The sequence below is a fragment of the Deltaproteobacteria bacterium genome (assembly GCA_020848905.1).
Classification (GTDB): domain Bacteria; phylum Myxococcota_A; class Polyangia.
Window position 1 is genome coordinate 132825 of the sequence record JADLHG010000083.1, and the last position, 13732, is coordinate 146556.

Here is a 13732-nt window from a genome sequence, read left to right on the forward strand (position 1 = left end):
CTCCGGTGGTGCACGGCTCGATGGCCATCGTGCTCCACGCCCACCTGCCGTGGGTGCGACACCCCGAGCACGAGCACTTCCTCGAGGAGGAATGGCTCTACGAGGCGGTCACCGAGGCGTACCTGCCGCTCGTGACGCTGATGCGGCGCTGGGCCGACGAGGGGGTGCCCTTCAAGCTCAGCCTCTCGCTCAGCCCGACGCTCGTCGCGATGCTGCAGGACGAGCTCCTCCGAAAGCGCTGCGACCGCTACCTCGAGGACCTCTCGCACCTCGTGGACGCCGAGCTCAAGCGCACCGCCGGCGACGGCCACCTGCAGTACCTGGCGGGGCACTATCGCGAGCGTCTCGACGACGTGAGGCGGCAGTGGCAAGCCCTCGGCGGCGAGCTCGTGCCGGCCTTCGCGCGGCTGCAGGAGCAGGGGCACCTGGATCTGATGACCTGCGCCGCGACGCACGCCTACCTGCCGCTGCACCAGACACACCCGCAGGCGGTGTGGGCGCAGCTCAAGGTGGCGGTGGACGATCACCGACGCGCCTTCGGGCGCGACCCGGTGGGGATCTGGCTCCCCGAGTGTGCCTACTACCCGGGACTCGACGCCCTGCTCGCCGACGCCGGGCTGCGCTACTTCGTCGGCAACGCGCATGCGCTGACGCTGGCCCTGCCGCCGCCTCGGTTCGGCACCTTCGCCCCGGTCTTCTGCGACCCGAGCGGCGTGGCGGTCTTCGGCCGCGACCTCGAGGCCTCGAGACAGGTCTGGAGCCGCGACGACGGCTATCCGAGCGACCCGACCTATCGCGAGTTCTACCGCGACATCGGCTTCGATCTGGACCTGGCCACCGTGGGGCCCTTCCTCAAGCCCGACGGGGTGCGCAAGTACACGGGCATCAAGTACCACCGCATCACCGGAGCGACGGAGCACAAGGAGCTTTACGACCCGTACTGGGCCCGCGAGAAGGCGGCCGAGCACGCGGCGGACTTCGCGCTCCGGCGGCGGGCGCAGCTCCAGGCCGCGCGCGGGCAGATGGATCGAGCGCCCTTGCTCGTGGCTCCGTACGACGCGGAGCTCTTCGGGCACTGGTGGTACGAAGGCCCGTGGTGGCTCGACGGTGTGGTCCGGCGCTGGGCCCGCGAAGAGGTCGACTACCCGCTCACGCACCTCGCGGACTACCTGCGCGGGCACCCGAACCAGCAGCTCTGCCGGCCGGCGCAGTCGAGCTGGGGCGAGGAGGGCTACCACCAGTTCTGGCTCAACGCGGCCAACGAGTGGCTCTATCCCCACCTGCACAAGGCGGCCGAGCGGATGGTGACCCTCGCCCAGCGCTTCCCGCGCGCCGACGGCCTGCCGCGCCGCGCGCTCAATCAGGCCGCGCGAGAGCTGCTCCTCGCCCAGTCCAGCGATTGGGCCTTCATCCTGCGCACGGGCACCATGGTCGACTACGCCGCGCGCCGCGTGCGCAGCCACCTCCGCCGCTTCACGCAGCTCTATCAGCAGCTCCTGGGCAGCGTCGCGCCCCGCCCCGAAGATCGCCTCGCCCTCTCCTCCGAGTTTCCCTTCGCCGACGCCACCGACGCCGCGCCCGCCGTCCTCGACGAGGCGTGGCTCTCGCGCCTCGAATCGGCGGACACCCTCTTCCCCACGCTCGACTACCGCGTCTTCCGAGGTCCGCGAAGCACGCCGTAAGGCTAGCGCGCTGATTCGCGTTGCCCATCTGCTCGAGCTGGCAGATCTGCTGTCGCGAGACCTCCGGCTTCATGGCCAGGCACCTGGCCATGGCTGGCCGGACGGAAGACGGGCTGCAGCTCGGCGTGGGAACGTCGCTGCAGCCGGCCGTGCGGGCCCTATGATTTTGCGCCCTTCGCGAGGCTTGGCCTGCCGCATCGGTGCCGCTCCGGCCCCCCACTCTGGATCGCGGCTTGCACAACGGGGCTCCGGGAGGATGCCCATGACGAATACGATGACCTCGCGCTACGGGCGGCTCGCTCTCACGGGCGGCCTCGCGGTGGCTCTCTTGATCGGTGGCAGCACCGCGCGCGCCGAGGCGCCGACGGCCTGGCAGACCCGGGCCGCGAACCGCATGGAGAAGGCCGCGAGCTTCCCCATCGTCGGCGGGCTGGTGGTGCGGCCCATCGCCGCGCGACTCGCGCTCTCGGGCCTGCGCGCGCAGTCGGTGAGCGTCGACAAGGCGTACCGGCGTGCCTACAAGCAGAACCTCCAGAGCTTCGGCGTGAGCGCGGTTCGAGGCCTGTGCCACTTCATCAACGCGATCTGGCTCGCGCCTGCGGCAATCTTCGAGGCGGTGAAGTTCTCATCGACGCTGCCGGGCCTGAGCGCGGCGCTCGTCGCGGTCCCGGTCGCCGGCGCGGTGATCACGGAAGCGGTCTTCCGTGGTGACGCGGCCAAGGTCGGCAACGTGGTCCTGCTCCGGGAGGCCCAGCGCCAGAACCTGCCGGGAACGCGCCTGGCCAGCGACCTCGCCTACGGGGCCAAGCTCGTCGAGCTCGAGGACTAGTCCGCAGCCAGAGTCACGACGCTGGCGCGCCCTGCGAAGGCCCGATCGTCTGCTACGGAGCGGGTTAGGGCCACGTGACCCCGCCCGCGATCTCCTCGCGCGCAACACTCCGGCCGCGGCAAAGGCCCACCGACGCACAACATCCTGGGATCTCACGGCGCGCGCCGACCGGCAGACGCGCACCGATGGCACGTCCGTTGCTCAAGGACAGGGGCATGTCCCAAACGCCCCTGAGCCGATCGCCTCTGCGCCTCGCCGTGGCGCTCGCGCTCGGCGTCGTCGGCCTCTCCTGCGAGGGCACGATGGGAGGGGCCCGCGGCGCCGCCGAGGACGTGACGGGCCGAGGAGCCCAGTACAACGTCTGCGGTGACGGTTACGGGATCAAGGACCACGCGCCCTACGATCTCTTCACGAGCGTTCAGAGCTGCGGCCCGAATCATGGGAAGTGCCAGCCCTTCGCCTGCGCGATGCCGGCCAACGCCGCGTTGACCTATTCCCTCTGCTGCTACGCGACCGAATGCACGATGGGCGGAGGTGGCACGAACTGGGGCTCGTGCCCCGACGCGCTCAAGAAGGCCGAGCGCGACTTCCAGGACTTCATGAACCGCCCCGAGCAGATGCTCACCGAGGCCGAGCGCAAGTGGCGAAACCTCTGTAGCGGGTGCGCCAACGTCGGTTGCTGCGCGAGCCGGATCTACCGCGAGAAGTCGGAAGAGCTGAAGCAGCGCTTCGAGCCGCCCTTCGTCTCGGCGGCGTGTTCGAACGAAGGGGGCCAGTGCGGGAGCTACTACACCTGGCGCTCGAAGCCGGACTGGGTGGAGTGCTCCGGCATGCCCCACTGCAGCTTCCGGCGCTGGTTCAGCCAGAAGTGCCAGAAGCGCGGCGTCGGTTTTACGAACCCGAAGACCTGGTTCGAGACGGTCTGCAAGGGCGACGAGTTCGACACGACGCCCAAGTTCCGTCGGTTCCAGGTGATGGTCGCCGGCTCGGATCCGGTCCTGTACGACGAGCACTACCTCGGCTATGCGGACAGCGACATCTGCCGCATGGGCTGGTGTCCGGCCACGCCGGCCGACGCGAGTACGCCGAGCGGCGGGGCGACCCCCACACCATCTGGCACGGGGACGGGCACAGGCACAGGGACGGGGACAGGGACGGGGACAGGAAGTGGATCGAACACCAGCCCGGGGACGCCGGCGAAGCCCACGCTTCCCTCGGGCTGCGTGGCGAGCCCCGAGGGGTACATCGAGAATACCTGTTCGAACTCCTCGCCCTACCCCTGCACCACCACGGAGGGCTCGAACTGCTGCGGCAACGGCTCGTACAAGCTCGTGAACAACGCGTGGGTCTGGAAGCCGGACCCGGGATACTGCAAGTGCGGTGTCGGCTCGGTCCCACCGGGGTCGAAGTGCACCCAGGCCGTCTACGATGGAAGCTGAAGGCCTGGTGCGCCTCGTGCCCCCTACGGCTGCACGGTCGTGTACGTGAGCGTGACCTCCACCTCGTCGTGGCGGCTCGGCACGCTCTTGCGCAAGCGGACGGGCAGGAGGTAGCGGCCGACCTTCGCGTACTGCACTTCGAAGCGGCTCTGGTCGGCGAAGCGGAGCATGGCCTTGCCGCGCTTGGGGAGCGTGCTCGAGGGGTCGATCATGACGCCCATGACGGCGCCGGTCACGAGGCTGCGCCCGCCCTCGAGCCGGGTGGTGTAGCTCATGGTGCGGGTCACGCCCTGGCTCGCGACGTGGGTCACCTTCTCGACCTGCCACGCCGGACCGACGAGGATCTCGGTCTTGCCGCTCGGCTCCTGGATCGTCAGGCGCAGGTGCCCGTCTGAGAGCGCGCTCTCGCCGGCCACGCCCTTCCACTGCGCGAGGCGCTCGGCGAGAAACCCCGACCCGAGCCCCTCGAGCAGGCGCCGGAGCTGAAAGCGCATCCCCTTCCAGATGAGCTGGCCGACCTCGCTCGTCGCGTCGGTGGGCTTGCCCTGACGGAGGATGCGATGCACGCGCACGTCGGGCGCGCTTCCCACCCGAACGTAGCCCTCGGCCGTGGCCTCGGTCTGGTCCTTCACCGAGCGCAGCGCGAGGCGGAAGCGCAGCGTCTTCAGCCCGAGGCGGGCGGGGTCGTAGTGTGTCTCCGTCAGCCGCTCCACGGCGCGCGCAAAGGGCAGCTTCTCGAGGCGCAGAGACGGGACCGCGGGCGGAGCGTCGCCGCGACCAATCCCCGACTCGGGCGGCGGGTCGAAAGCGGGCTCGCCGGCTTTCGCCCCCGCGTCCGTTTTCGACCCCGCATCGGCACGCGCCGCTTCCGCGGAGGCCGGGACCGCGGGCTTCGCCGCACCGTCGGAGGTGGCCCGTCGCGTGGGGCTGCAACCCGTCGGCGCGAAGGTCTGCGCGAGCATCCCAATGATCACGAGCAGAAAGGGCGTTTCTCGACGGTGTGGCGGCTGACGAGGAGGCGTTTTGCGCATCGCGGATTTATTCGTTCCCATGTGGACAAGTGGACCGACTCATTCCTAGAATTCTTACCGCACCTTGGCCTAGGGTTGCCACGCCTCAGATGGAGCTCGACCTGACCGAACAACTGCGACGCGCGAAGGACGCCCCGGACCGAAAGGACCGGCGCGAGGCCTTCCTCGGGCTCCTCGCCTCCGAGGGCTGGCGCGAGGCGCTGTCCCCCGAGCTGATCGCGCGGCAGAGCTTCCGCGTGCGCGACACCGACTACCCGGACCTGCGCACGATCGCCGACGCCGCGGCCCTTCTTGCGAGCAGCGAGGAGAAGGTGCAGGCCGCGCTCGAGCTCCCCGGGACCGATCGGTACAGCAACGAGCTGCTGGGGGCGCTGGCGCGGCAGACCCCCGAGCTCATCGTCGAGCTGTGCCTGGCGCACGTGCGCACGGCGGAGCGGCAGCGGGTGCTGGTGCTGCAGCGCCTCCTGCACGAGGCCGACGCCCGGTGGGTGGAGCGGCCCGAGGCGAAGCGCGTGATCCGCAAGCTCCTGCGCGTGGCCGACGACGGCCGCGTGGAGCTCATGCAGTGGCTGGCGGAGGCCGGCGCGCTCTCCCGGTTCGTGGACGAGCTCAAGGTGCATCCGCCGCTCCTGCTCGACGAGTGGAGCGCGATGGGGCGGGCGCAGGTGCGCGACGCCGAGCTGGAGCTGCGGGCGCTCGCGCTCTTGCCGCACACGCACGGTCCGCTGCTCTATCTGATGCGCCTGGACCCGCTGCCCGAAGGGCTCGAGGAGCGCGTGCTCGCGGCGGCGCGGCCCGACTGGCTTCCGGGGGCTCTCGAGGCGGCGGTGGTGGACGGGCTCGCCCATCCGTTGCTCGTTCCGCTGGCCGAGCTGGCCGTGCGGCAGGGGGGACGCAGCATGGCCGTGGCCGTGGCGTGGATCGGCTCGAGCAAGATGGCCAAGGAGGTGCTCGGCCAGCTGGGCGGCGAGCTCGAGCGCGACGGGCAGCGGGTGCGGCTGAGCGATACCTTCTGGATCCGTCGCAGCGGGGTCTCGGGGGACCGCGCGCTGGAACGCGGGCGCCGGGGGCAGGTCCCGGACCCGCTCGACGTGGCGGCGCTGGTGCGGCAGATGCGCGGCGAACGGATCAGCGAGCTCGTGCACGAGATCCTGGGCACCCCGCGGCTCAACATGTTCGAGACCGTGCTGCGCCCGCTCTGCGCGGTGCACCCCGAGGCGGCCGAGCTCGTGGCGGCGATGTGCGCGAGCCCCGAGTCCGACGTGGCGCGCCTGGCTCACGAGGCCGTGCAGTGGCCCGACGTGGTCTGGCCCGAGGTGGAGCTGGAGTAGCGCGGGGCTACTTGGCAGCCTCGGCGTGCTCGGCCGGGGGCGCCGAGCGGGCAGCCAGGGGCTCGCCGCGTCGCGCACGAATCTGTTCCAGCAGCTTGCGGAAGTCGAGACGCTGGATGCGTGCCTCGGCGGGCACGACCAGATTGAAGATGCCGAGCCCCCCCACCGCGGAATAGATCGTCAGTTTGGGCTGTGCCCCATCGTACGCCCTCGCGCCGCTACCGAGGCGCAGCGCCTCGAGCAGCTTCTCGGACAGCCGCAGCCGCGGGCCGCGCTTGGGCAGGTTGCGCTGGTTGAGGTGATTCCCGGCGTTCACGATCAGCACCGAGTCGCCCTTGGCGGAGTGCTGCACCGTCATCTCGGCCCGGGAGTTGTCGCTGTGCTGGGCGTGCGCGAGCAGGTGACGCGCCGCCACGAGCAGCGGGTCGCCGTGCGCCCCCCCCGTCTTCGGGGCCCTATCCGATCCTCCCGTGCGGTTCACGAGCTCGCCGGTCGCGCTGAAGGTGATGACGGTCCGGCTTCCGTCGGGAAGGACGGCAGACACTTTTCCGGCCTTGGCGTCGGCCTTCATCTTCAGCCCGTTCACCGACACGACGTTGGTGGCGAGCCACTGACCCATGAAGCGCTGGCCGGCCCGGGCCGTGGCCGTGACGCGACGCCCGTGGTCGTTCTTCTTGCCTTCTAAGGCGCTGGACGCCGCGGGGACGAGGAGCCCGAGCGCGATGAGAGAAGCGGCTGACAGAACGGCGCGACCCGAGGACATGGCTCTACCTCCGTGCCTGGAAGCGTGGCGCCCCTCAGGTGGGGCACCGTGTGACATTGTGTGACCCGATTAGGAGCAAACACCGTGCCGTCGCGCCGCTTGCATAGGCGCCGAAGATCGCGAGGGATCGGTGGGTCGAGGGCCCGGGGAGGGTGGGGACAGATGACCCCGGATGGCGGCGGCTCGAGCCGGGGCCGCCCACGGACCATGGTCGGCTTCCCCCCGAGGACCCGCTCACGCGCAAAGAGCTACCGCGAGGTCGTCATGCCGATGGTCTGGACGCCCGCTCCGCGGCAGAGGTCCATCGCCTGGACCGCCACGCCGTAGTTCGCGCGGTCGTCGATGCGCACGAAGAGGAGCTTGTCGCGGCGCTCGGCGTAGAGGCCGCGCACGCGGTTCTTGAGCTCGGCGAGCGCGACGGGACGGCCGGCGAGCTCGAGCTGTCCATCCTGTTTCAGCTCCAGCACGACCTGCTGGGCCGCCACGTCGGGGGTGACCTGCTCGTCGGCCTTCTTGGGGATCACCACCGCGATCTCGCGCAGCAGCAGCGGCGTCAGCACCATGAAGATGATGAGCAGCACGAGCACCACGTCCACGAAGGGCGTGACGTTGATTTCGCTCTTCGGCCCGCCGCCCGAGGCCCCGACGTCCATCCCCATGGGCTACTCCTTCTTGCCCTGCGTGGCGAGCGAGACGCCCGGCGCTCCCGCGCGGTGACAGGCCTCGAGCACCTTGCGCATCGGCGCGAACTCGAGCCGCGCGTCGCCCTTCACGAACACGGGGGGCGCCGGCTGCCGCGCGAGGAGCGGCTGAAGCTGCTGCTCGAGCGTCTCGACCGAGAGCTGCTGCTGCCCGAGGAAGATCGCGCCGTCCTTCCGCACCGAGATCATGATCTGCTGCCCGTTGTCCTTCTGCGTCGCGTGGTGCTGCGTGAGCGGCAGGATCACGTCCACGCCGCGCTGGAGCATGGGGGTCACGACCATGAAGATGATGAGCAGCACGAGCACCACGTCCACGAAGGGCGTGACGTTGATCTCGCTCTTCATGCGCCCTTTGGCCAGCCCCGGGTCCTTGGCCAGGCGCTTGCGACGCAGGCGGCGACGGTTCGCGCCCTTGCGGCTGTGGGGCTGTTCGAGGTCGTTCACGGCGCGCGGTCCCCTCGGTGGGCTCAGGAGTTCTCGTGGCCGGTGCGCAGCACGTAGGCCACCACCTCGCCCGAGACGTCGTTCATGTCCACCACGAGCTCGTCCACCTTCGTGGTGAGGTAGTTGAAGAGCGCCACCGCCGGGATGGCCACGAAGAGGCCGAGGCCTGTGGCCACGAGCGCCTCGGCGATGTCCGCGGAGACGGCGGAGAGGCCCCCCGAGCCGGTGGAGGACATGGAGGTGAAGGCCTTGATGATGCCGACCACCGTGCCGAAGAGCCCCACGAAGGGAGCCGTCGAGCCGATCGTGGCCAGCCCCGAGAGGCCGCGCTTGAGCCGCGAGACCTGACGGTCGCGCACGCGTTCCAGGTTGCGGTCGAGGGCCTCGACCAGGTCGACCCCCTTCTTGCCCTTGGCCAGGTCGCGCACGCCCAGCACATAGGCCTCGACGCCTGCCGCCACCACCTGCGCCACGGGGCTTTCGGGGTGCTGGGTCGCGCTCTTCGCCGCGTCCTCGAGCTTACCCTCCTCGAGGGCCTTCTTCAGCCCCTCGACGTAGGCCAGCGACTGCCGCCGTGCCGCCCCGAACTTCATCAGTCGCTCGGCCACGAGCCCGAGCGAGTAGATCGACATCACGGCGAGCAGGACGAACACGCCCTTGCCCACCAGCCCCGCCGCGTTCCAGACCTCGATCAAGCTGAAAGACATCGCTTGGCTCCTCTTCTCTCCTCGACCAGCTACTGCAGGCGAAATACGAAGCGCACCGGAAAGCAGGCCGGTGTCGCCACTCCGTTGACTTGATGCGGGCGATAGCGCCACGTGCGCACCTTGGAGAGGACCTCCTCGTCCATCCCCTGCAGCGCCTTGAGCACCTTGGTCTGCGCCGCGTCCACGCTGCCGTCGGCGCGCAGGCACAGCTTCACGATCACCACCCCTTGCACCTTGGCCATCTTGGCCGCCGGCGTGTAGTCCGGCATCTCTCCCGCGAGCTTCAGCTTCTCGCCCACCTGCGGGGGGATGAAGACCGGCTTCTTCGGCTCTTCCTTCACCACGGCCTTGGGCTGCACCACCCCGCCGACGGTGCCCCCTTTCTGGCCGCCCTTCTGGCCGCCTTCCTCGCCCCCCTCCTCGCCGTCGTCGCCGTCGTCGTCCTCGGCCGGCTTGTCGGGCTTGGCCTCGGGGGGCTTGTCGGGCGGCTGCACCTCCTCCGGCTTCACGGCGACCTTGGGCTGGGTCGGGCGCGGCCGGTCGGGGCGACGCGCTGCCGGCGGGGGGGGCGGCGGCGGGGGTGGTGGCGGCGCCGAGAAGAAGGTCACCGTGACCTGCGGCTCGGGCAGCTCGTCCACGTAGAGCAGCGAGAGCCAGAGCACGGCCGCGATCGCGCCTCCGTGCAGGAGCAGCGAGAGCGCCGTGGAGGCCACGCGGGCCCGCAGGGGACGCTGCTTCTGTCCGAGGTAGCTCTCGAACACGGCGCCTACCTCTGCCCCGCGGCGCGCTTCAACGCCGCTTCCGCGCGGCGGTAGACCTCCCGCGCGCGCTCGAGGTCTCGCTCCTTCGCGGCGGCGTCGGGCTGACCGAGGGCCCGCTCCCGGTAGAGCAGGTTGATGAAGACTAGCGCCTCCCCGTAGTCCGGACGCAGCGCCACCGCGCGCTCGAGCGCCGCGATCCCGCGGTTCGCCACCTTCAGTCGCGCTTCTCCGGTCACCGCGGCGTTCTTGTGCAGCCGTTGCCAGCAGAGGCTGCCGATCAGGTGGTGAGCCTGCGGGTCCTTGGGTTGCAGGGCAGCCCGCTTCTCGTACCAGCCGAGGGCTTCGTCGAAGCGGCCGGCCTTCGAGGCCACCATCCCGAGGCTAGAGACGACGCTCACGTCTTTCGGGTGGCGGCGGTGCTGCTCGAGCAGAAACGCGAGCGCCGCCTCGTGCTGCCCGGCGTCGAGCAGGGTCTGCAGGTAGAACTTCGCGCCGCGCTCGTCGCTCGGGCGGAGCTTCATGTAGCGCGCGAAGGCGTGCGTGGCCGCGTCGGCGTACTTCTTCGCGGCCGGCCCGGGGCGCGAGGTGGCGAGGCTCATGCCGGCGTAGCCCAGGTGCAAGAAGGCCACCGCCAGCTTGGGGTCGAGGCGCGCCGCTTCATCGAACTTGGTCAGCGCCTCGTCCAGCTTGCCCGCGCGATAGAGCTCGTTCCCCTCGCGGGCGAGGCTCCGCGCCTGCACGCGCTGGCAACCCGCGGTGCTCAGGGCGGCGAGCACAGCCAGGGGCAGGAGAGCGAGCGACGACGCAGCGCGGTAGCCGGGAGCCGACGTCATGGCCGGCGTGTATAGCATCCACGCCGTTCTTCGGTCTACGGGCCGGCGCCCCGGTGTAAGCTCGCGCCCCGGTGTAAGCTCCTGCGCGTTCCGCCGTCACGTACCTCCAGGTGTCTCATGAAGCCTCGCGCTCTCTCCGTCTGCGTCCTCGTCCTCGGCGCCTGCGCCGGACCTCGCCCCGAGGGGCTTGGCTTCACCGAGCCGGGTCCCGGGCCGACGGTGATCTTCGATCTGGACGCGCTGCCGCTCCCCGAGCTGCCGCTGCCGAACGACGTGGCGACGCGCCCCGACCCCTCGGCCGGCACCGGCCGGCGGGTGAATCTCAGCCTGGAGGCCGAGACCGCGATCGAGCGCCGCATCCGTCGCGTGGCGAGCAACCTCGAGGGCTTCTCGAGCTTCGGCGCCGTGACGGTCAGCTTCGACGCGCCCCTCGACCTCGACAACCTCGTCCGGCGACACAAGGAGAACCGCGACTTCGGGGACGACGCGGTCTACCTCATCAACCTGGACCGTGCCTCGCCGCGCTACGGCGAGGCGGTGCTGCTCGACTTCGACCAGGGCAACTTCCCGGCCGCCTTGCCGTCGATGGACGCCTACTGGGAGAACGACCCGCGCGCCCACGTGGCGAACCTGCTCTTCGACACCACGGCCGAGGATCGTAACGGCAACGGGCGGCTCGACCCGGGGGAGGACACCGACGGGGACGGGCTGCTCGACGTACCGAACGTGCACCCCGTGGGCGCCGACCCGCGGGACCACCTGCTCACCTTCTACGAGAAGGTCACGAACACGCTGATCGCCAAGCCCGTCGTGCCGCTCGACCAGGAGACGCGCTACGCGGTGGTGCTGACCAAGCGACTCGTCGGCGCCGACGGACACGCCGTGCGCTCGCCCTTCTCGCACGTCAACCATCTGAAGCAGACCGAGGCGCTGAAGGAGCTGCCGGAGCTCTTGCCGCGCCACGGACTCACGATCGAGGACGTGGCCTTCGCCTGGAGCTTCACCACGCAGCCGAGCACGCGCGACCTCGAGGCGCTGCGCCGCGGGCTCTACGGGGTGGGTCCCTTCTCGTATCTCGCGCGCGAGTTCGAGCCGAAGGTGCGGCTGGTCAAGGCCTACGACGGTCGCGGAGGGCCCTACCGGCTGCCGGGGAGTGTGCTCCAGACCTTCGTCCGCATTGTCGGTCCCGTCGTGCTGAGCATGGGTATGGTTCAGTCCGCGACCGCCATTGACTCTGCTGGGGTGTTGGCGACCGGCGACTCGTACGACAACGTGGACTACGTGGTGCTCGGCGACTTCGAGGGGCCGAACCTGCTCGCGGATCAGCGGGGGCTCGCGCGCCCCGGCTACCCCGCCGACGAGGAGGTGATCTGGGAGCTCGACCGCACGACCGGCCACGCGCGCTACGGGCGGCACACGGTACCCTTCTGGTGCGTCGTGCCGCGCAAGGACCGCGGCTCCGGCGCCCCCTTTCCAGTGGTGGTCTACACCCACGGCTACGGGACGAGCCGCGTCGAGCTCTTCGCCTTTGCGGGCTACCTTGCGCGCTACGGTCTGGCGAGCTGCGCCATCGACGGCTACGGCCACGGCCTCGTGCTTCCGGCGGACTACATGCCGCTGGCCAGGCTCCTCACGAACCAGCTCAAGATGACGCCCACGCTCGAGGCCATCTCCCCGGGGCGGGCCCGCGACCTGAACAACGATGGCCGCCCCGACAACGGGGGCGACGCCTTCACGCTCGATCTCTTCCACACGCGAGACCTGCTCCGCCAGAGCATCCTCGACAACCTGACCTTCACGCGGGTGCTCCGGAGCTTCGATGGTGTGCGCATGGGGACGCAGGACCTCAACGGCGACGGCAAACCCGAGCTGGCGGGAGACTTCGACGGCGACGGCAAGGTGGACCTGGGCGGACCGGCGGTGGACTACTTCAGCATGGGGAGCAGCATGGGGGGCGTGCTCTCGGCGATGTATTCGGCGGTGGAGCCGGTGATCGTGGCCTCGGTCCCCTCCTCGGGCGGTGGGGGGCTGGACCAGATCCCCGGCCGCACGGTGCTCGGGGCGATCAGCGAGAAGGTGGTGCTGCGGACCATGGGTCCGATCTACGTCGGCATGCCCACGCGGGAGGCGGGGCACGTCGACCTCGTCGCGCTGCTGCCCGGGGCGGTGGGTGCGGAGCGGCGGGTGCTCGTGCGTGGTCTCGAGGTGCAGGTCGGCGACCGGGTCGAGGTGCGCAACCTGGCGAGTGGCAAGCGCGCCGAGGCCCTGGCAGGGGAGCGGGGGCGCTTCCGCGTTCACCTGGCCTCGAACGCGATAGACGCCCTCGCGCGGCGACGACGCTACGGGATCGACCTCGTGGCGGGCCCGAAGACCGTCCGCCTGGCGCAGACCGAGGAGGCGGGGGACCGCATCGAGGTGCGCGTCTTCGCTCCCGGTTCGAACGCGCCGCGTCGGGTGGTCGATCGCTTCGCCGAGGACGTGACCTTCGAGGGGCTGGTCTATCCGGCGGGGGCGCCGCTCGTGGCCCTGGCCGAGGGGCTCGGCTACCAGCGGAACACCCCCGACCTGCGTCGCCTCTTCGGGCTAGGGCAGCTGGCGATGGACCCGGCCGATCCGATCAACTACGCGCGGCACATCGCGCTCGAGCCGCTCCACACGGAGGACTACGAGCGGGCCCAGCCGGGGGCCAGCGTCTGCATCCTGGCCACCGCGGGGGACACCATCCTGCCCGTTTCGACGACGGCGGCGATGGCGCGTGCGGCAGGGGCGCTCGAGTACCTGAGCCCCGACCCCCGCTTCGGGCGACCGGCGAACAACGTGCTCATCGACGGTCACGTGCTCGAGGGGATCGCCGCGCTCCGGCGCTTCAACGGGCTCGAGCTCGTCGCGGACCCCGAGGACTACTCTAACGGGAAGCACGTGCCCGAAGCACCGCGACTAGCGCATCCGATGCGCCTCACGCGGGAAACCGGACGCGGACTCATCGCGCTGCGCATTCCGCTCATCAACCCGAAGGGGCAGCACACGATCAACCTGCCCGAGCCCAACAGCGCCTTCGACACCACCACCCTGCTGCTCCATATGATCGGCCACTTCTTTCGCAGCCGTGGTCGCGAGCTCCGCGAGGAGGCCTGCATGGCCACGCAGAGCTGTCCCTGGATCCCTCCCTCGTCGCCCCGGGCCCCAGAGAACGTGAAGTAACTGCGGTCGT

Annotated in this window: 13 protein-coding genes; 6 read left to right on the forward strand and 7 right to left on the reverse strand. The window is 70.4% G+C overall.

Features of this window, described 5'->3' with window-relative positions:
- Positions 1-5 precede the first annotated feature (5 nt).
- From IT371_31370 to IT371_31385, 4 genes are all read left to right on the forward strand, one after another.
- On the forward strand, positions 6-1682 hold the full coding sequence (locus tag IT371_31370; protein ID MCC6752193.1) for a DUF1957 domain-containing protein: 1677 nt from the start codon (positions 6-8) through the stop codon (positions 1680-1682).
- A 20-nt stretch (positions 1683-1702) separates the two neighbouring features.
- Positions 1703-1846, forward strand: coding sequence for a hypothetical protein (locus tag IT371_31375; protein ID MCC6752194.1), 144 nt, complete (start codon positions 1703-1705; stop codon positions 1844-1846).
- A gap of 98 nt (positions 1847-1944) precedes the next feature.
- The gene (locus IT371_31380) at positions 1945-2511 is read left to right on the forward strand and encodes a hypothetical protein (GenBank protein ID MCC6752195.1); all 567 of its coding nucleotides are present in this window, start codon (positions 1945-1947) and stop codon (positions 2509-2511) included.
- A 215-nt stretch (positions 2512-2726) separates the two neighbouring features.
- A complete protein-coding gene (locus IT371_31385; GenBank protein MCC6752196.1) occupies positions 2727-3950 on the forward strand; it encodes a hypothetical protein in 1224 nt (407 codons plus the stop codon).
- Between the two features lie 23 nt (positions 3951-3973).
- On the opposite strand, the gene IT371_31390 is transcribed toward IT371_31385, so the two are convergent.
- The gene (locus IT371_31390; protein ID MCC6752197.1) at positions 3974-4981 is read right to left on the reverse strand and encodes a hypothetical protein; all 1008 of its coding nucleotides are present in this window, start codon (positions 4979-4981) and stop codon (positions 3974-3976) included.
- An 89-nt stretch (positions 4982-5070) separates the two neighbouring features.
- Between IT371_31390 and IT371_31395 the strand changes: the two genes are divergently transcribed.
- A complete protein-coding gene (locus tag IT371_31395) occupies positions 5071-6312 on the forward strand; it encodes a hypothetical protein (protein MCC6752198.1) in 1242 nt (413 codons plus the stop codon).
- Between the two features lie 7 nt (positions 6313-6319).
- Here the strand turns inward: IT371_31395 and IT371_31400 are convergent, their stop codons facing one another.
- The 6 genes from IT371_31400 to IT371_31425 form a co-directional block, all read right to left on the reverse strand.
- On the reverse strand, positions 6320-7075 hold the full coding sequence (locus tag IT371_31400; protein MCC6752199.1) for a hypothetical protein: 756 nt from the start codon (positions 7073-7075) through the stop codon (positions 6320-6322).
- Positions 7076-7323: 248 nt separating this feature from the next.
- Complete coding sequence (locus IT371_31405; GenBank protein ID MCC6752200.1) at positions 7324-7734, reverse strand: biopolymer transporter ExbD; 411 nt, start codon at positions 7732-7734, stop codon at positions 7324-7326.
- A gap of 3 nt (positions 7735-7737) precedes the next feature.
- Positions 7738-8220 carry a biopolymer transporter ExbD gene (locus tag IT371_31410; protein ID MCC6752201.1) on the reverse strand — a complete coding sequence of 161 codons (483 nt, stop codon included), beginning with the start codon at positions 8218-8220 and terminating at the stop codon, positions 7738-7740.
- Positions 8221-8243: 23 nt separating this feature from the next.
- Positions 8244-8927 (reverse strand): MotA/TolQ/ExbB proton channel family protein, encoded by a 684-nt coding sequence (locus tag IT371_31415; GenBank protein MCC6752202.1) that lies wholly within the window; start codon positions 8925-8927, stop codon positions 8244-8246.
- 29 nt (positions 8928-8956) lie between these two features.
- A complete protein-coding gene (locus tag IT371_31420) occupies positions 8957-9688 on the reverse strand; it encodes a TonB family protein (GenBank protein ID MCC6752203.1) in 732 nt (243 codons plus the stop codon).
- A gap of 5 nt (positions 9689-9693) precedes the next feature.
- On the reverse strand, positions 9694-10521 hold the full coding sequence (locus IT371_31425; GenBank protein ID MCC6752204.1) for a tetratricopeptide repeat protein: 828 nt from the start codon (positions 10519-10521) through the stop codon (positions 9694-9696).
- A gap of 117 nt (positions 10522-10638) precedes the next feature.
- Here IT371_31425 and IT371_31430 point away from each other — a divergent pair, with 117 nt between their 5' ends.
- Positions 10639-13722, forward strand: coding sequence for a hypothetical protein (locus IT371_31430; GenBank protein ID MCC6752205.1), 3084 nt, complete (start codon positions 10639-10641; stop codon positions 13720-13722).
- Positions 13723-13732: the final 10 nt, after the last annotated feature.

Bases quoted from the DNA above. Each gene is read 5' to 3' on its own strand.
- IT371_31380 (MCC6752195.1), top strand. From the start codon at position 1,945: ATGACGAATACGATGACCTCGCGCTACGGGCGGCTCGCTCTCACGGGC.
- IT371_31415 (MCC6752202.1), bottom strand. From the start codon at position 8,927: ATGTCTTTCAGCTTGATCGAGGTCTGGAACGCGGCGGGGCTGGTGGGC.
- IT371_31400 (MCC6752199.1), bottom strand. From the start codon at position 7,075: ATGTCCTCGGGTCGCGCCGTTCTGTCAGCCGCTTCTCTCATCGCGCTC.
- IT371_31405 (MCC6752200.1), bottom strand. From the start codon at position 7,734: ATGGGGATGGACGTCGGGGCCTCGGGCGGCGGGCCGAAGAGCGAAATC.
- IT371_31390 (MCC6752197.1), bottom strand. From the start codon at position 4,981: ATGCGCAAAACGCCTCCTCGTCAGCCGCCACACCGTCGAGAAACGCCC.
- IT371_31395 (MCC6752198.1), top strand. From the start codon at position 5,071: ATGGAGCTCGACCTGACCGAACAACTGCGACGCGCGAAGGACGCCCCG.
- IT371_31430 (MCC6752205.1), top strand. From the start codon at position 10,639: ATGAAGCCTCGCGCTCTCTCCGTCTGCGTCCTCGTCCTCGGCGCCTGC.
- IT371_31425 (MCC6752204.1), bottom strand. From the start codon at position 10,521: ATGACGTCGGCTCCCGGCTACCGCGCTGCGTCGTCGCTCGCTCTCCTG.
- IT371_31385 (MCC6752196.1), top strand. From the start codon at position 2,727: ATGTCCCAAACGCCCCTGAGCCGATCGCCTCTGCGCCTCGCCGTGGCG.